27 protein-coding genes are annotated in these 24,069 nt (G+C 42.8%); 6 read left to right on the top strand and 21 right to left on the bottom strand.

All coding sequences use genetic code 11. The features are described from left to right. Positions 1-56: 56 nt before the first annotated feature. From murI to IRJ18_RS04205, 7 genes are all read right to left on the bottom strand, one after another. Positions 57-887: a glutamate racemase gene (gene murI, locus IRJ18_RS04235; protein WP_194104957.1), complete on the bottom strand. Its 831-nt coding sequence runs from the start codon at positions 885-887 to the stop codon at positions 57-59. Between the two features lie 66 nt (positions 888-953). Beyond that, positions 954-1,502, bottom strand: a complete 549-nt coding sequence (locus IRJ18_RS04230) for an OmpH family outer membrane protein (RefSeq protein WP_194104956.1) — start codon at positions 1,500-1,502, stop codon at positions 954-956. Positions 1,503-1,556: 54 nt separating this feature from the next. Then, the gene (locus tag IRJ18_RS04225) at positions 1,557-2,087 is read right to left on the bottom strand and encodes an OmpH family outer membrane protein (RefSeq protein ID WP_194104955.1); all 531 of its coding nucleotides are present in this window, start codon (positions 2,085-2,087) and stop codon (positions 1,557-1,559) included. Positions 2,088-2,103: 16 nt separating this feature from the next. Continuing rightward, positions 2,104-4,656, bottom strand: a complete 2,553-nt coding sequence (bamA, locus tag IRJ18_RS04220) for an outer membrane protein assembly factor BamA (protein ID WP_194104954.1) — start codon at positions 4,654-4,656, stop codon at positions 2,104-2,106. 62 nt (positions 4,657-4,718) lie between these two features. Then, on the bottom strand, positions 4,719-5,459 hold the full coding sequence (locus tag IRJ18_RS04215; protein WP_194104953.1) for an isoprenyl transferase: 741 nt from the start codon (positions 5,457-5,459) through the stop codon (positions 4,719-4,721). Positions 5,460-5,803: 344 nt separating this feature from the next. Further along, positions 5,804-7,057 (bottom strand): SH3 domain-containing C40 family peptidase, encoded by a 1,254-nt coding sequence (locus tag IRJ18_RS04210; protein ID WP_194104952.1) that lies wholly within the window; start codon positions 7,055-7,057, stop codon positions 5,804-5,806. 179 nt (positions 7,058-7,236) lie between these two features. Continuing rightward, positions 7,237-7,764 (bottom strand): biopolymer transporter ExbD, encoded by a 528-nt coding sequence (locus IRJ18_RS04205; protein ID WP_194104951.1) that lies wholly within the window; start codon positions 7,762-7,764, stop codon positions 7,237-7,239. A gap of 184 nt (positions 7,765-7,948) precedes the next feature. Between IRJ18_RS04205 and IRJ18_RS04200 the strand changes: the two genes are divergently transcribed. Beyond that, positions 7,949-8,818 (top strand): DUF6528 family protein, encoded by an 870-nt coding sequence (locus IRJ18_RS04200; protein WP_194104950.1) that lies wholly within the window; start codon positions 7,949-7,951, stop codon positions 8,816-8,818. A 197-nt stretch (positions 8,819-9,015) separates the two neighbouring features. On the opposite strand, the gene porG is transcribed toward IRJ18_RS04200, so the two are convergent. The 9 genes from porG to IRJ18_RS04155 all read right to left on the bottom strand — a co-directional run bounded on the left by porG (position 9,016) and on the right by IRJ18_RS04155 (position 15,952). After that, entirely contained in the window at positions 9,016-9,801 is a 786-nt protein-coding gene (porG, locus tag IRJ18_RS04195) for a type IX secretion system protein PorG (RefSeq protein ID WP_228072545.1), read from the bottom strand. 10 nt (positions 9,802-9,811) lie between these two features. After that, entirely contained in the window at positions 9,812-10,690 is an 879-nt protein-coding gene (locus IRJ18_RS04190; RefSeq protein ID WP_194104949.1) for an NAD kinase, read from the bottom strand. 5 nt (positions 10,691-10,695) lie between these two features. Next, on the bottom strand, positions 10,696-11,358 hold the full coding sequence (locus tag IRJ18_RS04185; protein WP_194104948.1) for a CBS domain-containing protein: 663 nt from the start codon (positions 11,356-11,358) through the stop codon (positions 10,696-10,698). Then, positions 11,358-12,125, bottom strand: a complete 768-nt coding sequence (locus IRJ18_RS04180) for an alpha/beta fold hydrolase (RefSeq protein WP_194104947.1) — start codon at positions 12,123-12,125, stop codon at positions 11,358-11,360. The genes IRJ18_RS04185 and IRJ18_RS04180 overlap by 1 nt, the downstream gene beginning before the upstream one ends. A gap of 118 nt (positions 12,126-12,243) precedes the next feature. Beyond that, a complete protein-coding gene (locus tag IRJ18_RS04175; protein WP_194104946.1) occupies positions 12,244-12,693 on the bottom strand; it encodes a GatB/YqeY domain-containing protein in 450 nt (149 codons plus the stop codon). Positions 12,694-12,789: 96 nt separating this feature from the next. Next, complete coding sequence (locus IRJ18_RS04170) at positions 12,790-13,548, bottom strand: SDR family oxidoreductase (protein ID WP_194104945.1); 759 nt, start codon at positions 13,546-13,548, stop codon at positions 12,790-12,792. Between the two features lie 70 nt (positions 13,549-13,618). After that, positions 13,619-14,398 carry a type IX secretion/gliding motility protein PorT/SprT gene (gene porT, locus IRJ18_RS04165; RefSeq protein ID WP_228072543.1) on the bottom strand — a complete coding sequence of 260 codons (780 nt, stop codon included), beginning with the start codon at positions 14,396-14,398 and terminating at the stop codon, positions 13,619-13,621. Continuing rightward, positions 14,395-15,126, bottom strand: a complete 732-nt coding sequence (ubiE, locus tag IRJ18_RS04160; RefSeq protein ID WP_194104944.1) for a bifunctional demethylmenaquinone methyltransferase/2-methoxy-6-polyprenyl-1,4-benzoquinol methylase UbiE — start codon at positions 15,124-15,126, stop codon at positions 14,395-14,397. Before ubiE ends, porT begins: the two co-directional genes overlap by 4 nt. Positions 15,127-15,256: 130 nt before the next feature. Next, the gene (locus tag IRJ18_RS04155; protein WP_194104943.1) at positions 15,257-15,952 is read right to left on the bottom strand and encodes a CoA transferase subunit A; all 696 of its coding nucleotides are present in this window, start codon (positions 15,950-15,952) and stop codon (positions 15,257-15,259) included. 167 nt (positions 15,953-16,119) lie between these two features. Here IRJ18_RS04155 and IRJ18_RS04150 point away from each other — a divergent pair, with 167 nt between their 5' ends. From IRJ18_RS04150 to IRJ18_RS04140, 3 genes are all read left to right on the top strand, one after another. Continuing rightward, positions 16,120-16,959: an MBL fold metallo-hydrolase gene (locus IRJ18_RS04150; protein ID WP_194104942.1), complete on the top strand. Its 840-nt coding sequence runs from the start codon at positions 16,120-16,122 to the stop codon at positions 16,957-16,959. Between the two features lie 172 nt (positions 16,960-17,131). Beyond that, positions 17,132-17,992: a sigma-70 family RNA polymerase sigma factor gene (locus IRJ18_RS04145; protein WP_107826388.1), complete on the top strand. Its 861-nt coding sequence runs from the start codon at positions 17,132-17,134 to the stop codon at positions 17,990-17,992. Positions 17,993-18,089: 97 nt separating this feature from the next. After that, a complete protein-coding gene (locus IRJ18_RS04140; protein WP_194104941.1) occupies positions 18,090-18,500 on the top strand; it encodes a hypothetical protein in 411 nt (136 codons plus the stop codon). 70 nt (positions 18,501-18,570) lie between these two features. Here IRJ18_RS04140 and IRJ18_RS04135 read toward each other — a convergent pair whose 3' ends face one another. After that, complete coding sequence (locus tag IRJ18_RS04135; RefSeq protein ID WP_194104940.1) at positions 18,571-19,764, bottom strand: pyridoxal phosphate-dependent aminotransferase; 1,194 nt, start codon at positions 19,762-19,764, stop codon at positions 18,571-18,573. 287 nt (positions 19,765-20,051) lie between these two features. Beyond that, positions 20,052-21,032 (bottom strand): deoxyhypusine synthase family protein, encoded by a 981-nt coding sequence (locus tag IRJ18_RS04130; RefSeq protein WP_194104939.1) that lies wholly within the window; start codon positions 21,030-21,032, stop codon positions 20,052-20,054. 177 nt (positions 21,033-21,209) lie between these two features. Between IRJ18_RS04130 and IRJ18_RS04125 the strand changes: the two genes are divergently transcribed. Next, positions 21,210-21,497, top strand: coding sequence for a hypothetical protein (locus tag IRJ18_RS04125; protein ID WP_194104938.1), 288 nt, complete (start codon positions 21,210-21,212; stop codon positions 21,495-21,497). Between the two features lie 101 nt (positions 21,498-21,598). Here the strand turns inward: IRJ18_RS04125 and IRJ18_RS04120 are convergent, their stop codons facing one another. After that, a complete protein-coding gene (locus IRJ18_RS04120) occupies positions 21,599-22,144 on the bottom strand; it encodes a DUF2892 domain-containing protein (RefSeq protein WP_194104937.1) in 546 nt (181 codons plus the stop codon). Between the two features lie 73 nt (positions 22,145-22,217). Here IRJ18_RS04120 and ung point away from each other — a divergent pair, with 73 nt between their 5' ends. Then, the gene (gene ung / locus IRJ18_RS04115) at positions 22,218-22,895 is read left to right on the top strand and encodes a uracil-DNA glycosylase (RefSeq protein WP_194104936.1); all 678 of its coding nucleotides are present in this window, start codon (positions 22,218-22,220) and stop codon (positions 22,893-22,895) included. A gap of 139 nt (positions 22,896-23,034) precedes the next feature. Here the strand turns inward: ung and IRJ18_RS04110 are convergent, their stop codons facing one another. Together IRJ18_RS04110 and IRJ18_RS04105 are read right to left on the bottom strand one after the other, a co-directional pair. Further along, positions 23,035-23,397 (bottom strand): hypothetical protein, encoded by a 363-nt coding sequence (locus IRJ18_RS04110; protein ID WP_194104935.1) that lies wholly within the window; start codon positions 23,395-23,397, stop codon positions 23,035-23,037. 106 nt (positions 23,398-23,503) lie between these two features. Next, positions 23,504-23,974, bottom strand: coding sequence for an Lrp/AsnC family transcriptional regulator (locus tag IRJ18_RS04105; protein ID WP_194104934.1), 471 nt, complete (start codon positions 23,972-23,974; stop codon positions 23,504-23,506). Positions 23,975-24,069: the final 95 nt, after the last annotated feature.

The raw sequence follows: 24,069 nt of genomic DNA, 5'->3' as shown, positions 1-24,069 counted from the left end.
TATCAATATACAAGATTTCTCCTCGTTCCTTGTTCGAAATGACATCGTAGCGATGCTCATTTCATCGAAACATATGCCGACTTCACCGCTTCGCCAAAAAATGATGAAGCATGGTGGTCAAAATCGGCGGTATCATCAGTAGTAGTGTAGAATTGCTGCGTATTGCCTTTGGTGAGTTTTTGTTCTATTTCGGGATGGCGCTGCAGATAATCAACGAGGCTTTTGGCAATAATATCGCCCTGCCCAACTACATTTATATTTTGGGGAAGGTGGGCTTTTATTTTCTCCTGCATCAGCGGGTAATGGGTACAGGCCAGCAACAACGTATCAATATTTGGCGACTGGGCCAGTATTTGGTCAAGGTAAAGCTGTACAAAGTAATCGGCGCCGGGTTTGTTATGTTCGCCGTTCTCCACCAGCGGCACCCACAACGGACAAGCTTGCTGGTAAACTTTTATCTCGGGGAAAAAATGTTCGATCTCCTTCAGGTACGATTCTGATTGCACGGTGCCTTTGGTGCCCAATACGCCAATCTCGCCGGTTTTGGTATAGTTGCCTATCACCTCAGCTGTTGGACGGATGACACCAAGTACCCGTTTTGCAGGATCAACCGAAGCCAGGTCGCGCTGTTGGATAGTGCGCAACGCCTTGGCCGATGCCGTATTACACGCCAGTATTACCAGCGGGCAACCTTGCTTAAACAACCACTGCACGCATTCCCAGGTATACTGATGTATACTTTGGAACGATCGGTTGCCGTAGGGCGCACGGGCGTTATCGCCAAAGTAAATGTAATCGTACCCCGACAATTCGTTTAAAATAGAGCGGAATACGGTTAATCCGCCGTAACCGGAATCGAATACACCTATGGGTTGTTTAGCTGGCATTTAACAAAACTAAAAAAAGCGCCCTGAATTACCGGGGCGCTTTTCAATTATTAATTTTTTAATTAATTACGGTTTTTTTACGGCAGGTGCTGAAGTAGCAGGTGCCATATCTGGGCCTAATTTAGCTTTCACAGCAGCAGTAAGGTCGTCAGTTTCAGGGGCAACCACTAAATCAGTTGTCGATGAATCTAATACATAAGTATAACCTTTCTCTTTAGCTACCTGGTTAACAGCGGCTTTAACTTTATCAACCAATGGTTTGGTTAACTCGTTGTATTTTTGCTGAACAGAGTTTTGGGCAGAGGTGTTCAAATCCTGTAAACGTTTGTTCAGGTCCTGCAATTCGCTTTCAGCTTTAGTACGAACGGCATCGGTCATGGTTGCTTTTTTAGCGTCATAATCGGCAGCTTTGGTTTGTCCTTCGGCTTGTACTGCTTTTATAGTTTCCAAAAACTGGTTTTGGTAGGCTTCCATTTGTTTTTGTATATCGGCAAATTGTCTTGTACCAGTTACTATATTCTGGAAGTTAAGATACCCGATTTTCTGTGCCTGTGCAAAACCAGTCGTCATTAATACACATGCTGCAACTAAAGCACTTTTGAATAATTTTTTCATTTGATCTTTTCTTGTTCTTTGTTTTTTAATTTATGCTATTTTATATAAAATTTTTCACTTTGCAAAAACACCCGGCTTTAATCCAAGGCGGGTAATAACCGCGGCGCTTTTATCATAACGCGGGTTAGCGTATAACATAATGGTTTCGCTGTTCTTGTCAAATATCATATCCAGGCTTTCAGTTTCGGCAACGGCCTGCACGGCCTTTGCTACTTTATCCTGTATTGGTTTAACTAATTGTGTGCTGCGCTGGGCCAGTTCGCCATCGGGGCCAAATTTTTGGCGCTGAAAATCCTTAGCGGCTTTTTCTTTGTCCACAATCTCTGCCTCGCGGCGTTTTTTCATGTCAGCGGTCATCAGCACCTGATCGGCCTGATAAGCCTTATACAACCGGTCTATCTCGCCAAACCTGCTGTCAACCTCTTTTTGCCATTGTTCAGAGAGTACGCTCAGCTGTTTTTGTGCCGATGCGTAATCAGGTACATGTTTTAAAATATATTCCGAATCAACATAGCCAAACCGTTGCGCAAACGCGCCGGCAAATGCCATAAACGTAAAGGCAAGGGTAAAAATTATCTTCTTCATAAATCTCTTTTCAAAGTTAATTAAATCCACCAGTTAAACTTTGGGAAATTGAAAAATGGAATTGGCCTTTGTTTGCACCCGGTATGCCCGGTATCTTATCAAACCCATAACCATAATCAAGCCCCAGCAAACCAAATATAGGAAGAAATATGCGTGCGCCCACACCAACTGAGCGCCGAACATTAAACGGATTGAACTGATTAAAATTGTTCCACACGTTACCACCCTCGGCAAAAGCCAATACAAATATAGTGGCCGATTGGCTGGCCGTAATTGGCTGGCGCAATTCAACTGTATACTTATTGTATATAGGGCTGCCCGGGTTGTTATCTTCGTTATAGTTTGACCCCACCGGAACGATAGAGAAGTTTTGGTAACCACGTAACCCGATGATCTCGCTACCCTGTAAAAACTGGTAGCTCTGCATACCATCGCCACCCAGTTTAAAGCGCTCGAACGGTGACTGGCCTACTGCTTTATTATAGTAACCCAGGAAGCCAAAGCGTGTCTGGGTCATTAACACCAGCTTGCCCGGCAGTTTGGTGAACCATTGCGCATCGAACTTCCATTTGTGGTATTCTACAAAATGGTAGCGTTCTTCAGGCGTTGCAATAGCATAATTGGTACTGTTAAATAACGAGTACGGCGGTGTTGCCTGCACCGTAAATTTAATATTTGAACCCTGTGTTGGGAATATAGGCGCATCAAGCGAGTTACGGCTTAATTCCTGCGTTAATTTAATGTTGAACGATGTACCATTACTAAACAGGTAACCGGTAAAGTTATCCAGTTTATAGTGGTCGAAGTTTAACGAGTAGTTTAACTGGAAGTAATTATCGGGGAACCTTAAGCGTTTACCCAGGGTTACACCAATACCATTAATACGCAGGAAGTTGTAACGCGAATCGCTTTTTGCATAATACTGACCGGTTGAACTTAACTGTGTATAGGCGCTTAACGCAAAGTAAATTGGTTTTTTACCACCCAACCATGGTTCAGAGAAGGTAAATGAATAGTTTTGGTAGTTTTTACCGTTAGCCTGGCCGCGTATACTTAATTTCTGGCCGTCGCCTTTTGGCAGCGGCTTATACGCTTTAAGGTTAAATATATTACGTAACGAGAAGTTGTTGAACGTTAAACCCAGTGTACCCACCAGTTGCCCGCCGCCAAAACCGCCGGAAAGCTCAACCTGGTCTGATGGTTTTTCAACCACGTTGTAAACAATATCCACGGTACCATCCTGCTGGTTAATGTTGGTTGGCTTAGGATCTATTTTGGTTTCATCAAAGTTACCCAATTGCGAAATTTCACGGGTACTGCGCACAATAGCCTCTTTCGAGAATTTCTGACCTGGTTTAGTGGTCAGCTCGCGTAGTACAACCTTATCATTGGTAACATCGTTACCTTTTAATATTACACGGTTAATAGTGTATTGCGGGCCTTCGTATATGCGGATGTCTAAATCAACGGTATCGTTATAAATACGGGTTTGAACAGGGTCTGAGTTATAGGTCAGGTAACCGTCGTTCAGGTATAACGAGCTTAGGTCATCGCCGCTTGGGCCGCCACCACTCAGGCGCTTATTAAGCTCTTCTTCACTAAATACATCACCTTTTTTAATACGCAATATCCGGTTTAAAATGTCTGCCGGGTAACGGGCGTTACCAGACCATTTAATATTACCGAAATAGTATTTAGGGCCTTCGTAAACTTTAATTTTTACATTAACCGTACGCTCATCATTTTTCCAAACAGAGTCGGCTATAACTTCAGCATCGCGGTAACCGTTGTTTTGCATTTTATCAACAAGGGTCTGCTTATCTTCTTCGTATTTATCCTGTTTAAATTTCTTCGAGCCAAATACGTGGTAAAACTTCTTCTCGCGGGTATCTTTCAGGTAGCCTTTTAATTTAGCAGCGCTAAAAGCTTTATTGCCTTCAAAATAAACGTGGGCTATTTTAACTTTCTGTTTCTTATCTATGGCTACATCCAGTATCACACTATTGGCATCTCCCGGGTCGGGGCGTTGTTTAATGGTTACTGTAGTATTAAGGTAGCCTTTCTCGTTAAAATGCTTTTTAATGATAGCTGTAGTAGTATTAAGCAGGTTTTCGTTAACTATCTTCCCGGTTTTATCATTCAGCTTTTTTTGGATATCTTCAATTTCGCCTTTGCGGATGCCGGTTAAGTGCAACCTTGATAATCGGGGGCGTTCCTGAATGGCAATTTGTAAAAAGATGGTATCGAGGTCTATTTTGGTGATGTTCAGTTTCACATCATCAAACAGGCCCTGGTCCCAAAGGTCCTTTATCACCTTGGCCGATGCATCGCCCGGAAGGGTGATATGCTCGCCTTTAGTTAATTTTGATATTTGCAGTAAGATGTCTTTATCAAGGTATTTAGTGCCTGCAACAGTAACACCACCTATAATATACTCTTTAGGGTTAAGGTAACTTAAACTATCTGCCGAAATAGGTCTGCTAAGCGTCTGCCTTTGCTGACCGGGAACCTGGGCCATTGCCGCGGCACTTAGCACTGAAAAAAGAATAGCGAAAATATATTTATTCATCCGAATATTTTGGTGGCTAAAAATAGTTTATACAGTTGTTAAAAAGTGTTAAAGTTAAAAATTTAGTTTACCTGCTCGCTTGTTTTGCCAAACCGGCGTTCGCGCTGCTGGTAATCTAATATGGCTTCATACAGATCGTCCCTGCGGAAATCGGGCCATAGTTTTGTTGTAAAATAAAGTTCGGCATACGCTATTTGCCAAAGCAGATAATTGCTTATACGGTATTCGCCGCTGGTGCGTATCAACAACTCAGGATCGGGCATGTTGGCCGTATACAGGTTATCCTCAAATACTTCTTCATTTATATCCTCTACTTTAATTTCGCCGGCCAATACTTTGGCGGCTACTTTTTGGGCAGCCTGCATAATTTCGCGGCGCGAACCATAACTTAAAGCAAGGGTAAGCGTTAAGCCTGTGTTTTTTGATGTTTTTTCAATAGCCCCCATCAGCTCTTTATAGCATTTTTTGGGCAGCATCTCCAGGTCGCCAATGGCGTTCAGGCGCACATTGTTTTCCATCAGCTTTTTTATTTCTTTGTTGATGGTGCTTACCAGCAGTTCCATAATGGCGGCAACCTCCAGTTTAGGGCGGTTCCAGTTTTCGGCGCTGAAGGTATACAAGGTAAGATATTTAATACCTATTTCGCCAGCGCCTTCTACCACATCACTTACAGATATCACCCCATTGTGGTGACCAAAAACACGCAGTTTGCCTTTACCTTTTGCCCATCGGCCGTTGCCATCCATAATAATAGCAATATGCTGAGGTAACTTTGATAAATCTATCCGATCTTTATATCCCATGCTGTGATAACAAACCCCTTAAACCCGGGATCCTTAATTTTGGACTGGCTATTTACTTAAATAATACGCTTACTAACATCATTCCGGATCAATCAAACCTTATTAACCGGGGGTATTTCCTCCATTTTCAGCCAAATTGGCCTAAAATTTCAGGGTACAAAGGTAAAACTAAGTTTCAATTTTTTTATTATATCCCGAAAAAGAAAATTAACATTATTTAACCGTTGATATTGAGTATAAAATGGTTACAGCGCTGGCGCGGCTTATGGCTGGTAGTCTATGGTCCATGGGCCTATTGATACTCCATGCGAATGATGAAGGCCTATGATCTATGAACCATAGTGTTATCTCGCTTCCGGTTTTTCAATATAAAATGGATCGTCACTTACTTTGGTTATTCCGGGCTTACCGATAAAACCCAGTAACCGTTGTGCTTTCACCAACCTTTGCCGCCTGTAACCGTCATAATTGGTATCAGCAGGTTTTAAGCTATTTATTTTAACCATGCCCGCTGCCTGAATAAACTGGCCATCGCCCATATAAATAGCCGTATGGGTAATTTTGGCCTGCTTATCCTGCCGCGCTGCAAACGAAAAGAAAAGCAGATCGCCCGGTTGCAGGTTTTTTAGGCATTTAGCAATATTAATGCTGTCCCCTTCATAAATATCAATACCCTTGCCTACCAGGGCCTGCTGCGAAGCATCGCGCGGGATAATTATGCCATTAAGAAAAAACGAGGTTTTGATGAAGCCGCTGCAATCCACCCCTTTAATGGAAGTTCCGCCCCACAGGTAAGGAACGCCCAGCAGTGCCCTTGCTGTTGCCAGTAGCTTAATTGCATCAGGTACCGGGTTTTGAAGCCATTTATGAAATGGCACCGCTTCTTTTTTTGAAATATAACCAACACGCCCGTCAGGAAACCTAATTTTATAAAAACCCTTATTTTCCTGCATAACCTGTAATATGTTCCCCGCTACAAGATCGGAAACAGGTAAAGAATTAACAGACGGATGCACTAAAGCATGGCCATATTGTGCTGTGTAGATGACTTTGGGCGCCCTTTGCCAGGCAATAAACGCTGCTTTATCCATCAGTGTTATTACACTGCTGTCTATCCATGAAATATATTTATCGGGGGTGCTCACCAGGTAGTAGCCCTTTTGCTTTTTCAGCACACAAAGCGGCGTACCTAAAATGGCCTGGGAAACCATTTCAGCCCCATTGGCCGGGGCCAGGCGGTTGTTACATACGGAAATATCTGCAACAGCGTATATTTTATCGCCCAGATCTTTAGCCGGCAACGTATTTACTGTTATAGCAGCAGGTATTGCCGAAGCGTCCAATGCAGCCTTTATCTCTTCTGCTATGGCTGGTTTTGTAGTTTCGATACCCAATGTTAACGGCTCGGAACTTAATATTTGCACATCGGCAATTTCTGTACGTTTATCCGGTGCCGACTTTAATTTAACAGCATTAATAACCTGCAAGGCTTTTTTTACAACAAGGCTATCCGTAAAAGCAAGCGCCCGGGTATAGGGACCAGACAGAACAATGAAGAAGAGGATAAGTGATATAATGTTTTTGAACCGGGTAACCATTAAATAAAGTTACCCCTTTTTTTTAAAACTAACAGGCATTAACTCAATTGTTCGTCGGCGTAAGGGGCAACAGTATTCAGGGATTAGTAAACTCTCTATAAAACAAAATAACGATGGGTTTAAAACCCCGGGTGCTCAAAAACCCATCGCCATGTGCTTTAATGCCTGCTGCTCTATTTTTAAAAAATACTTTTCTGTTTTAGCAGATTAATATCCTTAGCGGAAATATCTGTTACCGCATAGGTTTGCGATTGGGTGATGTTCAGTTCGTCGATAGCGTTTACCACATTGGCATATACCGAATGGCTACTCGGCTTTACTACTACGATCATACTTTTGCCGGTTTCATCTTTAATTTTTTTGGCCGAGGTTAGCAACGCCTCGCGCAAGCTTCGCTGGTAACCTATTACCTGTGGCTCGCCCATTGGTTTTTCAATAGTACCACGGTAGTAAACCAGTTGATCATTTTTACCCAGGCATAACGTAATGGTACGCGATGCCGCGACGGGCAAACCACCATTATCTGTTTTATCGGGCATGGTTAAGTTCATAGCGCGTGGTTTGGTTAAGGTGGTAGTTAACATAAAAAAGGTAACCAATAGAAAAGCCAGGTCGACCATTGCAGTAAGATCGACACGGGTTGACAATTTTTTGGAGGTGCGGGCGCCTCCGCCACTGTTTGCGGGAGATTGGGTTAGCTCGGCCATGATCGTAAAGTTTAAAGGTTAATTTAACATAAAACGTTACAGGCTGTCAGCTTATTATCTTTCAAACTAAATATTTAGTAGATTTACTCCTGATAGGGCAATTTGATATTTTACCTTTTATTTTTGACTTGCGTGCCGGTATTTATTAAAAGATGTTTTTATTTGATATAGTTTATTTATGCTTATGAAATACATCTGCCTGTTATTTTTACTGGTTGGTTTAACCAGCAAATTGTATAGCCAACCTGCCCCCGAAAAATTATTTTTAGTTTGCGGTGATACTAAAGTGCTGCTGGTTAATTATACCACATCTAAAGATAGTATACCCAATATTATTTGGAGCTGGGATGCGGCAACCGCCCACGACCTGCCCGACGACATGCGCAAAAAGTTTAAGACATTGGACGATTGCAAGCACTACGGCGACCTGATCCTGGTATCCTCATCGGGCGGGGCCATAGCGGTTATCAATAAAAAAACCGACAAGATTATTTTTTATGCAGATGTAGCCATGGCGCATTCGGTTGAAAGCTTACCCGGCGGACTGTTAGCGGCGGCGGCCAGCACACACGTAAAAGGCAACAAGTTAATGGTGTTTGATCCTAAAAAAGGCAATACACCCGTTTATACCGATTCGCTGTATTCGGGCCATGGGGTGGTTTGGGATGCGGTGCGTAAAAGCTTATATACCTTAAACTACAATGCACTGCGCGAATACAAACTAAATAGCGCAAATGGAATTATGGCCCTTATAAACGAATGGAAGATACCCGGTAAAGGCGGCCATGACCTGCAGATGGCGCCCGATGGCAAGCGCTTATTTTTAACTACCGAAACCAGCAGTCACGAATTTAACCTGGTTACCCATCAGTTTACAGATATACGCGGCTGGGGCAATATCCCCAACATTAAAAGCGTAGGCCAAAACCAGGAAGGCCAGTTCATTTACACCCTGCCCGAAGAAAGCTGGTGGACCTACCACGTAAAATTTAGCAACCCCGCACGCGTGTTTACCTTTGGGAAAATGCATGTTTATAAGGCCAGGTGGTATTGATACTGTAAACATGAGTGAGCACACGCGGTACGCGTGCGCCAGCGTAGGAAGGTGGTATTGATTGTTTAGGGCATAGATTGCAAAAAGCCCATTTTTATGGTTTACACTTTTTTGAATAAAAATTAATTAAATATTTGAATATCAATTATTTAATATCAAAAACTACCCGAATTTTGTAAACCATGTAAACCATGATTTTAATAGTAGCAATTGGCGGTAACAAAGGTGAATGAGAGGGTGAAACCTACAAAAAGATAGGTATCGTGGCCGCGGTAATCGCCGCGCTGGGTACCGGGGTTGCCAATGTATACGCCGGTGCGCTCGCCCGAGCGGTCGGACAAGGCCGCGGCTAAAGGATTGGTAAATTTGGTGCGGTCGGGATAACTGCCGCTTACATCGTCAAGGTAATCAGACCGTACATAACGGTAGCCCGCGCTTACCATAATATTCCAGTTACCCGAAAAGTTATACTTAACACCCGCGCCATAAGGAATAGTGAGGGCGTTGTAGGGATAAGCCTTCGCCTGCTGCTCGGTTTGCAGTTCGCGCAGGTTATAATCAACACCCAGGTAAGTTGCCTGAGGTATATAGTTTACCGCACCTGCGCCTAAAAATATAAAAGGGGTAAAATGGTCTTTATCGGCACCGGGTGTATAGCGCATAAAGTTAAGTTCGGCCATAAAGGTCAGTTCATTCAGCGTGGTATGGAAACTGAGGTTGCGGTCGCGAAACTGCTGGATATTCGATGTACTGTCGGCCCCGGAGATATGGCCAGTAAGGTAATTCAGTTTCACCGCGAAATAAGGGTTGAAGTTGCGTTGCACATACACGCCACCAGCCAGGTTGTTCAGCTGCGCAGGATTATGCTGGTTCAGATCGCCCATGTAGCCCGCGCCGCCGGCAAAACCACCAACCTCCCAGGTTTGCGCAAACAATATAAACGGGATAGCAGCAAAAAGAATGGCGAGTAAAAATTTACGCATCAACAACAGTTTAATAGTTGCGGACATCTAATCCCCACAACAACTTGTTTCTTAACGTAGTTAAATAGCTTTCATTATTCAGCCTGATTAAATTTAGCTGGAAACCTGCCTTATCTACCTTAAACTTCATGCTTTTTTCTATCACTGCCGTGCGCGAATCGCAGCTGACCAGGTAATTGGCGCTGCGGCATTCTACCTCGAAAGTGAGGGTACTGCTATCGGGCAGTATTACCGGGCGCACGTTTAAGTTGTGCGGCGATATTGGTGTAATAGCTATGCTGTTTGATTGCGGGAAAATGATAGGTCCGCCGCAGCTTAATGAATAAGCGGTAGAACCAGTTGGTGTTGAAATAATAATGCCATCGCCCCAGTACGAGTTTAGTATCTCGCCATTCAGATAGGCATGGGTGGTTATCATAGCCGAATCATCACGCTTATGGATGGTGATATCATTCAGCGCGAAGTTATCATTACCAAATATCTTCCCGTCCGATTCTATATTCAGCAGTTCGCGGCTGTCTAAAGTAAACTGTTTGTTCACTACTGCATAAATGGCAGCGGCAATATCATTTTTATTTACACTGGCCAAAAAGCCCAGTCTGCCAAAGTTTATGCCGATGACAGGAATACCTGTATCACGGATAAGTGTAACCATGTCCAACAAGGTACCGTCGCCCCCAATGGTCAGGAAAACATCAATGAACCCTTTCAGGTTAACGTTTGGGTCTAATACCTGGTAGGGTGTTGTAACTATCCTGCCTGACAGGTGTTCTTCCAGCGCGTGGTGCACATAAATTTCGGCCTGGTGCTGGGTAAGGTTGTCAAAAACCTGCTGTATGTACGGCAATGCCGTATCATTAAAATGCCTGCCATATATTGCTATCTTCATGGCTGTTATATGTTCAGGTAGTTCATCAGCGAATCGTAGCGGTCTTTAGAGCCATCGTCATGATCGGCATGGTTAAAGGTAGCTTTAATATCGTATCCGTAGCGCAGGAAAGTGGCTGTTATATTAGAAATATCTTGTTTATTAACCTTCAGGGTAACCTCCATACGGGTTGAATCGGGGAAGGTGCGAATGTACGAGCTTAACACCTGGGCGTTATCCGATTCGACTATCTGCGCCATATGCGCCAGCGAATTATCTTTATTGCCTATCTCCAGCACAATAATACCCCCTGGTTCAGCAGATGATGTTAGCTTGGCAAAATAACCGATCATACTGTTGATCGATATCATACCCATATAATTTTTGGTAACGCTCAACACCGGGATAATGGTTAACTGCTGTTCGTAAAACAAACGCATCACATCGTAAATATGCTGATGTTCCAATACGTAAGGGTTAATAAGCGATAAACCCAGCGAACCTATAGGGATCTGGTAATCTGTTTCGCCTATAAAATCGTCCTCGGCTATTAAGCCTAAAAACTGTTCTTCGTTTACAATTGGCATATGGCGTACCCTAAATTCAATCATACGGTCAAGCACCTTCTGCATACTGTCAGAGGTGTGTACCGGTGGTATTGAGTTAGATATCAGCTCAATTGCAAGCATTAGTTCTTTGTTTTTAGTTTCTGTAAAAACGCCTTTAGCAACACATTAAATTCGTCAGGACGCTCCATCATGGCCGCATGCCCGCATTTATCTATCCAATGCAGCTCCGAATTTGGTATCAACTGACTAAATTCAACAGCTACATCGGGCGGTGTAATTTTATCGTCCCTACCCCATATTAACGCTGTAGGAACCTTTATCTTATGTACCTCTTTAGACATATTGTGCCTGATGGCCGATTTGGCCATAGCCAGTATGCGGATAACCTTATGTCTGTCGTTTATTGTTTCAAAAACTTCGTCTACCAATTCTTTGGTGGCCGTAGCCGGGTCGTAAAAGGTATACTCTACTTTTTCCTTTACAAAATCGTAACTCTCCCGCCTGGGGAACGAGCCGCCAAAGGCGTTTTCATATAAGCCCGAACTGCCGGTTAATACCAGCGCTTTTACATATTCCTGGTGGGCTAAAGTATATATTAACCCTACGTGCCCTCCTAATGAATTCCCTAATAGCGTAATATTGCTCAGGTTTTTACGCTTAACAAACTTGTGTACATATTTAGATAAAGTACGCACCCCTGTAGTAAGCAAAGGCAGATCGTATATCGGTAACATAGGGATAATAACCCTGTATTCCGATTTAAATTCTTCCACAACCCGCTCCCAATTGCTTAAGGCCCCCATTAGGCCATGTAATAACAACAGCACCTCGCCCTCGCCTTCATCAACGTATCTGAAACCGTGTTCTTCCTTAAGTACGAGATCCATATATTATTATTCCGTTTAGTATTAGTGTTAGTAGCCTGTTTCGTAAATCAGTACAAAAACAAACTATTTGGTTATAAAAATAGGTTATTGCAGCATAGTTGCAACAATAAAAGCAAATTTAAGCCAACAATTGTTTAACAACTTCTGATATTGTTTTACCATCGGCCTTACCGGCTAATTCCTTATTGGCGGCACCCATTACTTTACCCATATCTTTTACAGATGTAGCGCCTACCCTGCTAATCAGGTCTTTAAGAAAAGTCTCTACTTCGGCTTTATCCATTTGCTTAGGCAGGTAAACTTCAATTACTTCCATTTCTTCTACCTCAACTTTATACAGATCATCGCGATTTTGCTGTTTGTAAATATCAGCAGACTCCTTACGCTGTTTGATCAGTTTTTGCAAAACTTTAATTTCTGTTTCCTCAGATATTTCTTCCGATGCGCCTTTTTCGGTACGTGCCAGTAGCAAAGCCGACTTTATAGCACGTAGCCCGCGCAGTTTCACATCATTTTTAGCCAGCATGGCTTGCTTAATATCCTGATCTATGGTGTTTATTAGTGACATGTTGTGTTGTTTAGTCCGGAAGACGGAAAGTCCGAAAGTCCGGAAGATTATATTAGTCGATTTATTATTACTTATCCTGCCTTTCGGACTTTCGGACTATTTTCTAAATATATTACTCCCTCCCGATTGCGCGGTAGGCATTACCAGTATATCGTTAATATTTACATGTGCCGGGCGCGATGCGCAAAACCAAATGGTTTCGGCTACATCATCGGCTACCAGGGGTTCAAAGCCTTCATATACTTTTTTGGCACGGGCTTTATCCCCTTTAAAACGCACTTCCGAAAACTCTGTTTCAACCGCGCCGGGATGTACGGCGGTTACTTTTATACCATGCGGCAACAAATCTATCCGCATGCCTTTGTTCAGGGCATCAACCGCGTGCTTAGTGGCACAGTACACATTGCCATTTGCGTAAACTTCTTTACCTGCTATTGAACCTAAATTAATAATATGGCCAAAGCCATTTGCTATCATCCAGTTAGCCACAACCTTCCCTACATACAGCAGCCCCTTTATGTTGGTATCAATCATGGTATCCCAATCATCATAACTTCCTTCCTGAAACGGTTCCAGCCCAAGGCTTAATCCAGCATTGTTAACCAGCACATTAACTTTTTTGCATTCATCGTTAAGGCTTTCCAGGTGTTTTACAACCTCATCGCGGTTACGTACATCAAATTGCAGTGTAGTTACGTTCACATTATATTCTTCACGTAAATGCGCGGCAAGGGTTTCCAGCCTGTCTATCCGGCGACCGGTAAGTATAAGATCATAACGTTCGCGGGCGAATACCTTTGCGCAGGCTTCGCCGATGCCCGATGTGGCGCCGGTTATCAATGCAATTTTGGCCATAGGTAATTAAATGACTATGCAGCGAAATTATGCTTTTTAATCCGACTTAGGAATAATAATAGGAATTATGCTATTCGAAGTACAAACTAAACATAATAGTATGCAGGAACAACTTGTCTATAGGGCGCGAATACGGATGATTTTCGGGCACTAATACGTTTTTGAACGAATTGGACATTTTAAACTCGGGCGAAAATTTAAAATATTCAAAATAAATATCGAAACCTATACCAGCCTCGTACGATGCAAAACCATTTACATTTTTTACCAGTTTATCAATTGGTGAGGCATTCGCATCCTGTTTTTTAGAGCTGATCAGCATTGAATATTTAAGCCCACCCAATAAATAGGCCCTGAAGTTACCCAACCTATCCGATTTTAACTTCATAGATAGCGGGAATTCAACCATGGTGGTTTGTACCTGTTGTTCAAGTGTGTTATTAAAATTTATTCCCGCTTTAGTTAACAAAGGGTTACCATTAGCATCCTTATACTCATATTCCAGCAACCTGTCGGCAAATACCAGCATTGGTGTCAGCCGCACTTCTGCATGGTCGGTAAGGCGATAGCGGGTAATAAAACCGATAGCAAAACCCTGTGAGCTTTTAGAACTGATGCTATTTAACGAATCTGTTAATTTCAGGCCCGTTGCCGGATCATAAAAAGGCGAGCGCCAATCGGGTTTTTTATCGATCTTAAAATCGGTGCTGACGTATTGAAAGGTAAAACCGAAACTCAGGTCGCGTTGGTCGGCGCCACTGGCCCATGCATGTACTACCTGGTCTTGCGCAAATAATGCATTGCACAAAAACATCAAGACAGCAGTAAGCAGCAGCCGCAGTTTTATCATTTAACGCCCGTGTAAATAGAACAAATACCAAACGCTAAAGGGCGATTTTTGGTATTTTTGAAGCCAACTTTATCCATAAGCGCCACAAAATCCCTCCCATCCGGAAAGGCCGCTACCGATTCGGGCAGGTAAGTATAAGCCCTGGCATCTTTTGAAAATATTTTGCCAATACCCGGCGTAACATAATTAAAATAGAAATTATATAATTGCTTAATTGGGAACGCCCTGGGTTTGCTAAACTCAAGTATCACAGCTTTGCCCCCTGGTTTCAGCACCCGCAACATATCTGCTAAACCAGCTTCAAGGTTTTCAAAATTGCGCACGCCATAAGCTACGGTAACTGCGTTAAACTCGTCGGCTTCAAATGGTAGTTTTTCCGAATCGCCCAGTTTAACTTCATATTTATCTGAAAGGCGGCGTTTATTTATTTTTTGCTGCGCGATATCCAGCATCCCCTGCGAAATATCTACCCCCACAATTTTTTCGGGTTTAAGGATATTTAGCGCTTCGAAGGCAAAATCGCCGGTGCCGGTGGCAACATCTAAGACACGGGCGGGTTTATCTTTCTTTAATTCGTTAATGGCAATCTTGCGCCATATCACATCAATACCCAGCGAAAGGAAATGATTCAGGAAATCGTATGTTTTGGCAATGTTGTTAAACATATCGGCCACCTGTTCTTTCTTGGTGGCATCATCGTGCTGGTAGGGCGTTACGGTTTTGCTCATATATATGGATGGGCAAAGATAGGAAAAAGCCCCCTAACCCCCTAAAGGGGGAATAATTCGAATTTCGGAATGCCAAATGCGAAATTCAGGATACTTATATTTCGAAATTGAACCTTCGCATTTCGAAATCCTATCGCTCCCTTACCGTCCGCTGTTCTATTCTTTTTTCGTAATTGCTTCCCTGGAAAATGCGATGTACATAGATGCCGGGGGTATGGATATTGTCCGGGTCGAGTTGGCCGGGTTCCACTAATTCTTCTACTTCGGCAATAGTTACTTTGCCTGCCATAGCCATTACCGGGTTAAAATTGCGCGCGGTCGACCGATAGATGAGGTTACCGGCGGTATCGCCCTTCCAGGCTTTTACTATCGCGAAATCGGCATCAAAGGCCATCTCCATCAGGTAATCCTTACCATTAAAATTGCGTACTTCCTTACCGATAGCTACCTCGGTACCAATACCCGCAGGGGTAAAAATAGCCGGCATGCCGTAACCCGCGGCCATACAGCGGGTTGCCAAAGTGCCTTGCGGTACCAGTTCTACCTCAAGTTCGCCACTCAGCAGTTGGCGTTCAAACTCGGCGTTTTCCCCTACGTACGATGATATCATTTTCTTCACCTGGCGCTGTTTAAGCATTAGGCCAATGCCAAAATCATCAACCCCGGCGTTGTTAGATATGCATGTTAAGCCGGTTACTTTCTTTTTAACCAGCGCAGCAATACAGTTTTCGGGCAAGCCGCATAAGCCGAAACCACCAAGCATTAAAGTCGCGCCGTTTTCTATATCGCGAATAGCTTCATCCGCATTATTAACTACTTTGTTCATTGTTGGTCATTTGTCATTGGTCATTTGTCTTCAGACCAAGAGGTGATATAATTGGTGCAGTAAAGTTAGCAAGGTAATATCAAGAATGTAAATTTTGGTGTGGATTTATATTTTTCTACTTTCGATGCATCGGGCCATCAGTCCTAATGACTAATGACCAATGACTAATGACTTTACATACCATAGATACCGGCTTTTTTAAATTAGATGGCGGCGCCATGTTTGGCGTGGTACCAAAATCCATCTGGCAAAAAACTAACCCTGCCGATGATAACAATATGTGTACCTGGGCCATGCGCTGCCTGCTGGTAGAAGATGCAGGACGTTTGATCTTAATTGACACGGGCATAGGCAATAAGCAAAGCGAAAAATTCTTTAGTCATTATTACCTGCATGGCGATGCTACTATGGATAGCTCCCTAAAAAAGCTGGGCTTCCACCGCGATGATATTACCGATGTATTTTTAACTCATCTGCATTTCGACCATGTGGGCGGCGCGGTAGAACGAAACGGAGAAACCCTTGCCCCTGCCTTTAAAAACGCCACTTACTGGAGCAACGAAAAGCATTGGGAATGGGCTATAAACCCTAACGAACGTGAAAAAGCTTCCTTCCTGAAGGAAAACATTATGCCGATACAGGAAAGCGGTCAACTTAAATTTATTGATGTACGGGACGGCGTACAATTTACCGATAACTTCAACGTACACTTTGTATCAGGACATACAGATAGTATGATGCTGCCGCTGATTGGTTATAAAGGACGGAAAATATTGTATATGGCCGATCTGCTGCCATCTGTAGGCCACTTGCCTGTGCCTTATGTAATGGCTTACGATATGTTTCCGCTTACCACCATTAGCGAACGCAAAAAATATTGGGCTGAAGCAGTGGCTAATGATTATGTACTTTACCTTGAACACGACCCGATAAACGAGTGTTGTACGGTGCAGGAAACCGATAAAGGCATCAGGGTTAAAGAGGCATTTAAGTTAAACGAATTATAATATCCAATTTAACATATTGAATATCAATCAATTAATATTAAATGTAAAATATACATTTATAAATCAATTGTAAAAAGGCTTGCATTAATAAAAACGAGTTATTAATTTTCGTAACAATTGCTTACCTTTGCACGTTCTATTCTCAATTAAAAGAATCGAGGTAATTTAATAGATGAGACAACTCAAAATAACCCAATCCATTACCAACCGTGAGTCGCAGTCGCTGGACAAGTATCTTCACGAAATTGGTAAGGTTGATCTGATTACTGCCGAAGAAGAAGTAATTCTTGCCCAAAAGATCCGCGAAGGCGACCAGGCCGCGCTGGAACGTTTAACAAAAACCAACTTACGTTTCGTTGTATCAGTAGCCAAACAGTATCAAAACCAAGGCCTTACCCTGGGCGATTTGATTAATGAAGGCAACTTAGGTTTGATAAAAGCCGCCAAGCGTTTTGATGAGACCAAAGGTTTCAAATTTATTTCATACGCGGTGTGGTGGATCCGTCAGTCTATATTGCAGGCTATCGCCGAGCAGTCGCGTATTGTACGTTTACCATTAAACCAGGTAGGCTCATTAAGCAAGATCAGCAAGGCTTTCTCTAAATTAGAGCAGGAATACGAGCGCGAGCCGTCGCCTGAAGAACTGGCCGACATACTGGAAACTACCGTTGATAAAATTTCAGACACCTTAAGCAATTCGGGCCGCCATGTTTCTATGGATGCACCATTTGTACAGGGCGAGGAAAATACATTATTAGATGTATTGGAAAACAAAGAGCCTAATACAGACTCTATCCTGATCAATGAATCCTTATCTGAAGAAATTAAACGCTCGCTTTCAACTTTAACCGAACGCGAACGCGAGATCATCGTTCTGTTTTTTGGCTTAGGCACCAATCACCCGCTTTCATTAGAGGAAATAGGTGAGAAATTTAATTTAACCCGCGAAAGGGTACGTCAGATTAAAGACAAAGCCTTACAACGATTAAGACATACCAGCAGGAGTAAGATCCTAAAATCATACTTAGGTTAACCAACATGAAAAGCCCCGATAAAACGGGGCTTTCTTTTTTTAGTACAGTGGAAATGTTATATTTAGCTTTAAATATATCCATAAACCAGTCACTAATATGAAGACTATATTTATTATTGGCCTACTTTGTTTAGGTATTGTAACGGGCTGCAAAAACACTAGTATAAATAGCGCTAACAACCGGTTGAACAGCTATAAAACAAATACACGTAAATTTAATTCTGAACTTGCTAAACAGTTAGCAGCCGACCCAGGTAGTTTTACCTATACTTTCAGTAATTACTTTGTTAAAGCCGGCCGGGAATATCTTAATGTGAGTGTTAACCGTGAAAACTTCCAAACGGTCATCGCGATGCTGGTAAATAACTGGGACAAAATGCAGGGCATAAAGAATGCCAAGGGCTTGGGTTATTCGGGCGCTAAATTGCAAGGCTTGCAGCTTTCGGTAGTTACAAATTCTGGTCACCCGGAATTTATTTACCAAAACATAAACGCGATAATCGATTAAATTAACCGAAAATATAAAGAGCGACAGGTTACCCTATCGCTCTCCGGGTATTTTTTTGAGGACTTAAGAATTACTTCAATTTCCCCAATGCTTCTTTGATCCTTCTGCAAGCTTCTATTAATTTATCTTCAGCTGCGGCATAAGATAAACGGATAGATTTAGGGTCGCCGAATGAATCGCCGCCTACAGTGGCTACATGGCCTTCTTCCAGCAAGAAGATGCTCAGATCGTCGCTATCTTTAATGGTTTTGCCATTATAGCTTTTACCAAAAAACGAAGTCACATTTGGGAAGAAGTAGAACGCACCTTCGGGCAGGTTAACTGTTAAGCCATCAATATCCTTTAATAGCTTATAAACAATATCGCGGCGTTTTTGGAATTGTTCGCGCATTTGCAATACGCTTTCCAGGCCGCCCTCATAGGCAGCAGTACCAGCACGCTGAGTAATAGAACAGGTCCCTGATGTGATCTGTCCCTGCATTTTATCACAAGCAACCGCTATCTCTTTATTAGATGCCGTGTAACCAATCCTCCAGCCGGTCATGGCGTAAGCCTTACTAAAGCCGTTGATGATCACCACGCGGTCTTTAATACTATCAAACTGGGCAATAGATTCGTGCCCGCCTATAAAGTTGATATGTTCATATATTTCATCACTCAATATGTATATTTCAGGATGTTTTTCAAACACTTTGGCTAAGCCTTCCAGTTCGGATTTGCTATATACGCTGCCAGTAGGGTTACATGGCGATGAAAACATAAACAGTTTAGATTTCGGCGTAATAGCCGCTTCTAACTGTTCGGGGGTAATTTTAAAGTTCTGTTCAACCGTGGTATCAATAAACACACTTTTGCCTTCAGCCAGTTTTACCACTTCTGAATAGGATACCCAGTAAGGTGTAGGGATGATCACTTCATCGCCCGGGTTAACCAAACACAACACGGCGTTAGCTATAGCTTGTTTAGCGCCGGTTGAAACTACAATTTGGCTGGCATCGTAGTCAAGGCCATTTTCATCCTTCAGTTTTTTTGAGATGGCTTTACGCAGATCGGGATAACCGGCAACAGGCGTATAATAAGTAAAGTTATCATCCATGGCCTTCTTGGCCGCATCCTTCACATGTTCAGGGGTATGAAAATCGGGCTCGCCGAAGCTTAAACTAATTACATCTACACCTTTGGCAGCCAGTTCGCGGCCCATTTTGGCCATTTTTATAGTTGCTGATTCTGCAAGGTTGTTAATCCGGTCACTTAATATGCTCATTTCAATATTTGTATATGTTGCGGCAAATATAGCGTTTTGCAGATTAGTTAATAAGTGATTAAAGATTAGCCAAATCGGTATGGATATAAATCTATTGCCATCTGCTTTAGCTGACGTATTATTGCAAACATAGCATAGCCTTTAGCCAAATAAATTATTATTGAATGCGGCTAAAGCCTAATTTATTTATTTTCATTATGTCGCTGGCTGAAGGCTGAGAAGTGTTAAATAAAAAAGCGCAGTGTCTTTTAAAACCCTGCGCTTCTGTTTTATGCTTTAACTTTGAACTATTGCTTCAATATCCAGGCAAAAATTAACGGGGCTACAATAGTAGCATCGCTTTCTACTATAAATTTCGGGGTGTCTATATCCAGCTTACCCCAGGTGATCTTCTCGTTAGGTACCGCGCCCGAATATGAACCATATGAGGTGGTTGAATCGGATATCTGGCAGAAATAACTCCAGAACGGTATATTTTCCATCTCCATATCCTGGTATAGCATAGGCACTACGCAAATAGGAAAATCGCCGGCAATACCCCCACCTATCTGGAAAAAGCCTACGCCTTTACCATCCGAGTTTTTGGTATACCAATCGGCCAGCCAGGCCATGTATTCAATGCCGCCTTTTACAGTGGTAGCGGTAATTTCACCCTTAATAACGTACGAGGCAAAGATGTTGCCCATGGTGCTGTCTTCCCAGCCGGGTACTACAATTGGCAGGTTACGCTCGGCAGCGGCCAGCATCCACGAATTTTTGGGGTCTATCTCATAGTATTGCTCCAGCTCGCCGCTCAGCAATATTTTGTACATAAACTCGTGCGGGAAATAGCGTTCGCCACTAGCCTCGGCATCTTTCCATATTTTTTCAATATGTTTTTGCAAGCGCCGGAAGGCTTCTTCCTCGGGGATACAGGTATCGGTAACGCGGTTAAAGTGGTTATCCAACAACTCACGTTCTTCCTGCGGACTTAAATCGCGGTAGTTAGGTACACGTTTATAGTGCGAGTGTGCTACCAGGTTCATAATATCCTCTTCCAGGTTGGCACCAGTGCAGCTGATAATATCGATCTTTCCCTGGCGTATCATCTCGGCCAGCGATATGCCCAGTTCGGCAGTACTCATGGCGCCGGCAAGGGTCACCATCATTTTACCGCCTTCCAGCAGGTGTGTTTCGTATCCTTTGGCTGCATCCATTAAAGCCGCGGCGTTAAAGTGCAGATAGTTGCGCTCAATAAACTGAGATATTGGTCCTCTTGTAGTGCTCATTGTTCAATTGAATTTTGAAGGGGCAAAAGTAGGCATTGTATAGAAGATTTAACCACAAAAAGGATACAAAGATTTAGATAATTCCCCAGCGATGGTAATTTCTTAACAGAAGTTTAAAACAAAGGCAACATTTGAATGATTATTATTGCGTGTATGACAGTATAATATTAGAAAGCCATGAGTTCGACACTTGAAATAACCGAAAATGAATACCTGATCAAATTAAACCGCGAACGGTTCAATTTATCTTTTGTGCGTAGCTTATTAAAGCTGGTTGAATTTTCAGGGCCGGCGGATGAGGAAGAAAAAGCCCACAGACGCGCCTCAGGCAACCATAAAATTAAAGCGCATTCGTCATCATCATTAGATGACGACGATGATGTGGAGATCCCTGACAGGCATATTGCCCCAAGCCAAAACCATAACGCCGAGCCGGATTATTTCGATTCGCTGGATGAGAAATAGTGATTAGTCATTAGTCATTAGTCATTAGTCATTAGTGCAATATAAAAGGGCGATAAGTGTTTTACTTATCGCCCTTTTGCTGTAGTTATTCTGGCTGAAGCTTAAAAGTTGCGGTAACCGCGCACTACTTGTTTATCCATTTGCGCCATCTGGCCTTTCATCATTTTTATCTGTTCGGCCAGCAGCTTGTTCTTATCGTCCTTAGCGGCTTCCTGCAGGTACATTTGCGCTTCGCGTTTATTGCGTTTGGCCATGGCTATACCGGCCAGACTTAATTTAGCCAAAGCAGTATTGTGCGACATACGCATGCCCAGCGTTAACGATTTTTTGAAATACTTCTCAGATTTCATCGGTGTTTTGCGCGATTCGATCAGTCCCATCAACAGGTTATAATAGCCCCATTGGCCTTTGTGTATCTGTTTTTCGTAATCGGTAATCTTTAATAGCCACTCTTCTGCCTTAACCGAATTTTCTTTACGCAGGTAAAATTGCGCTATGATCATGTTCTCGTTAAAAAAGAAGCTTAGTAATACTACACCGCCTAAAAACAGTACTAAGATCCCCCATCCCCACATACCGAAGCCAGCCATCGCTACGGCGGCTCCCATAATTACGCAGGCTACTATTAAACGAACAATATTTGACATAATTTGCTATACTATTTTAAAGGCTGCAAATATCCGTTAATTTGCAGTGTAAATCAAATACTAAGCAATAATTATGTCTATAGCATTACCGGAATCGTGGTTAAACGTTTTAAAGGATGAATTCGACAAGCCTTACATGGCCGATCTGCGTAAATTTTTACAAGCCGAAAAAGAGGCCGGAAAGGTGGTATACCCCCGCAATGCCGATATTTTTAACGCCTTTAATAAAACCCCGTTCGACAAAGTAAAAGTAGTTATACTGGGACAGGACCCATACCATGGCCCTAACCAGGCGCATGGCTTATCCTTCTCGGTGCAAAAAGGCGTGGCCATTCCAAAATCACTCATCAATATCTATAAGGAGCTGGCTACCGATATTCCCGGCTTTGTAAAACCTGCACACGGTAACCTGGAAGAATGGGCCGAGCAAGGCGTACTGCTACTAAACGCCACTTTAACCGTCCGCGCTGCCGAAGCAGCTTCGCATCAAAAGAAAGGTTGGGAGCAGTTTACCGATGCCGTAATAAAAAAACTATCCGACGAACGCAAAGGCCTGGTGTTCATTTTGTGGGGTGCCTATGCACAATCCAAGATACCGTTGATTGACGCGAGCAAGCATCACATCATCAAATCGGTGCACCCTTCGCCCCTATCTGTCGAGCGTGGCTTTTGGGGTTCGAAGCCATTCTCCAAAGCAAACGACTACTTGATTAAGGAAGGACAGCAGCCTATTGACTGGCAAATAAGGTAATGAGTGAGTTTTGAATGAGTGATTGAGTGAATGAAAGATAGCTGACTAGATTCCCATTCACGCTGGCCCGGTCAAGTGTGCCACTTGACCGTATCGCAAATGAGCAGGACGCTTGACTGGGCTGGGTTATAAGGAAAGGCTATTTATCTTCTACACGTTTTAACGTAGTATGCGTAGACCTGGCACCCACGCGCAGACTTATTGAGTCGCCATTGGCGTAATACCTGCCTTTGTTTTTTATCTTCAGACTACCGGCATTGGCGGTGAACCAAATACTGTCGCCCTTCACTATTCCATCTGAAATATTGGAAGTACCTATCGCGGAAGTTAGCGTACCTGACAGCGTAGCGCCACTGATCTTAAAATTATAAGTTATTGGAAATTCATTGCCATCAGGCCCCTTTAACATGGCCGACCATTTGCCTTCTACCCCGGCATAAAATGCAAGTGCCGCTCCAAAGAAAGCAGGCAAAGCCAAAATAGTAAGTATTTTTCCTTTCATGATATTGGATGTTAAACCATTTATTAAAAGTAAACACCAATCACGAAAATGGAACTTTGCAATTGGCATTTCGAATTTTCGAACCCTCTTCCCGAAGCGCAGCGCCCTAATATTCCAATGGCACTATCGGCTCCTTCTTACTGGTCGACATGATCATCATGGTCTGGAAGGTTTTTACCACAGGTATGCGGCTGATCTTTTCCATAATCAATTGCTCGTAAGCTTTAATGTTGCTTACATACACCTTTAGCAGAAAATCGCACTGACCGGTTACGTGGTGGCACTCGGTAATCTCTTTAATGTTTTGTATCTCATCCAAAAATATCTGGATGGTATTCTTCTGATGAAAGTCTAACGATATCTGTATAAATGTTTTTATACCCAGGCCCAGTTTCTCCTCATCAACCAGGGCGTGGTAACTTTTTATATACTCGGCATTTTCAAGTTTGCGCACGCGTTCAAGCGTGGGCGCGGGCGAAAGGCCAATTTCGTTGGATAACTGCAGGTTGGTTATTCTGCCGTTCTCCTGTAATATTTTCAGTATCTGTAAGTCGGTTTTATCAAGTTCAGCTGCCATATTGGAACAAATATAGGGTTTAACAAAATTAAATTTTTAATAACACCCGCAAAACAAAAAATAATTTTTTATTAATTTTATTTTTTAGATAAGCC

The organism is Mucilaginibacter boryungensis (genome assembly GCF_015221995.1).
Taxonomy (GTDB): domain Bacteria; phylum Bacteroidota; class Bacteroidia; order Sphingobacteriales; family Sphingobacteriaceae; genus Mucilaginibacter; species Mucilaginibacter boryungensis.
The sequence above is the reverse complement of the archived record's forward strand: the minus strand, read 5'-3'. Positions and strand labels throughout refer to the sequence as shown.

Bases quoted from the DNA above. Each gene is read 5' to 3' on its own strand.
- IRJ18_RS04135 (WP_194104940.1), bottom strand. From the start codon at position 19,764: ATGAGCATATTAAGTGACCGGATTAACAACCTTGCAGAATCAGCAACT.
- IRJ18_RS04125 (WP_194104938.1), top strand. From the start codon at position 21,210: ATGAGTTCGACACTTGAAATAACCGAAAATGAATACCTGATCAAATTA.
- porG (WP_228072545.1), bottom strand. From the start codon at position 9,801: ATGCGTAAATTTTTACTCGCCATTCTTTTTGCTGCTATCCCGTTTATA.
- IRJ18_RS04190 (WP_194104949.1), bottom strand. From the start codon at position 10,690: ATGAAGATAGCAATATATGGCAGGCATTTTAATGATACGGCATTGCCG.
- IRJ18_RS04215 (WP_194104953.1), bottom strand. From the start codon at position 5,459: ATGGGATATAAAGATCGGATAGATTTATCAAAGTTACCTCAGCATATT.
- porT (WP_228072543.1), bottom strand. From the start codon at position 14,398: ATGATAAAACTGCGGCTGCTGCTTACTGCTGTCTTGATGTTTTTGTGC.
- IRJ18_RS04225 (WP_194104955.1), bottom strand. From the start codon at position 2,087: ATGAAGAAGATAATTTTTACCCTTGCCTTTACGTTTATGGCATTTGCC.
- IRJ18_RS04170 (WP_194104945.1), bottom strand. From the start codon at position 13,548: ATGGCCAAAATTGCATTGATAACCGGCGCCACATCGGGCATCGGCGAA.
- murI (WP_194104957.1), bottom strand. From the start codon at position 887: ATGCCAGCTAAACAACCCATAGGTGTATTCGATTCCGGTTACGGCGGA.
- IRJ18_RS04105 (WP_194104934.1), bottom strand. From the start codon at position 23,974: ATGGCAGCTGAACTTGATAAAACCGACTTACAGATACTGAAAATATTA.
- ung (WP_194104936.1), top strand. From the start codon at position 22,218: ATGTCTATAGCATTACCGGAATCGTGGTTAAACGTTTTAAAGGATGAA.
- IRJ18_RS04130 (WP_194104939.1), bottom strand. From the start codon at position 21,032: ATGAGCACTACAAGAGGACCAATATCTCAGTTTATTGAGCGCAACTAT.
- IRJ18_RS04150 (WP_194104942.1), top strand. From the start codon at position 16,120: ATGACTTTACATACCATAGATACCGGCTTTTTTAAATTAGATGGCGGC.
- IRJ18_RS04200 (WP_194104950.1), top strand. From the start codon at position 7,949: ATGAAATACATCTGCCTGTTATTTTTACTGGTTGGTTTAACCAGCAAA.
- IRJ18_RS04180 (WP_194104947.1), bottom strand. From the start codon at position 12,125: ATGGATCTCGTACTTAAGGAAGAACACGGTTTCAGATACGTTGATGAA.
- bamA (WP_194104954.1), bottom strand. From the start codon at position 4,656: ATGAATAAATATATTTTCGCTATTCTTTTTTCAGTGCTAAGTGCCGCG.
- IRJ18_RS04210 (WP_194104952.1), bottom strand. From the start codon at position 7,057: ATGGTTACCCGGTTCAAAAACATTATATCACTTATCCTCTTCTTCATT.
- IRJ18_RS04110 (WP_194104935.1), bottom strand. From the start codon at position 23,397: ATGAAAGGAAAAATACTTACTATTTTGGCTTTGCCTGCTTTCTTTGGA.
- IRJ18_RS04145 (WP_107826388.1), top strand. From the start codon at position 17,132: ATGAGACAACTCAAAATAACCCAATCCATTACCAACCGTGAGTCGCAG.
- ubiE (WP_194104944.1), bottom strand. From the start codon at position 15,126: ATGAGCAAAACCGTAACGCCCTACCAGCACGATGATGCCACCAAGAAA.
- IRJ18_RS04120 (WP_194104937.1), bottom strand. From the start codon at position 22,144: ATGTCAAATATTGTTCGTTTAATAGTAGCCTGCGTAATTATGGGAGCC.
- IRJ18_RS04185 (WP_194104948.1), bottom strand. From the start codon at position 11,358: ATGCTTGCAATTGAGCTGATATCTAACTCAATACCACCGGTACACACC.
- IRJ18_RS04155 (WP_194104943.1), bottom strand. From the start codon at position 15,952: ATGAACAAAGTAGTTAATAATGCGGATGAAGCTATTCGCGATATAGAA.
- IRJ18_RS04230 (WP_194104956.1), bottom strand. From the start codon at position 1,502: ATGAAAAAATTATTCAAAAGTGCTTTAGTTGCAGCATGTGTATTAATG.
- IRJ18_RS04205 (WP_194104951.1), bottom strand. From the start codon at position 7,764: ATGGCCGAGCTAACCCAATCTCCCGCAAACAGTGGCGGAGGCGCCCGC.
- IRJ18_RS04140 (WP_194104941.1), top strand. From the start codon at position 18,090: ATGAAGACTATATTTATTATTGGCCTACTTTGTTTAGGTATTGTAACG.
- IRJ18_RS04175 (WP_194104946.1), bottom strand. From the start codon at position 12,693: ATGTCACTAATAAACACCATAGATCAGGATATTAAGCAAGCCATGCTG.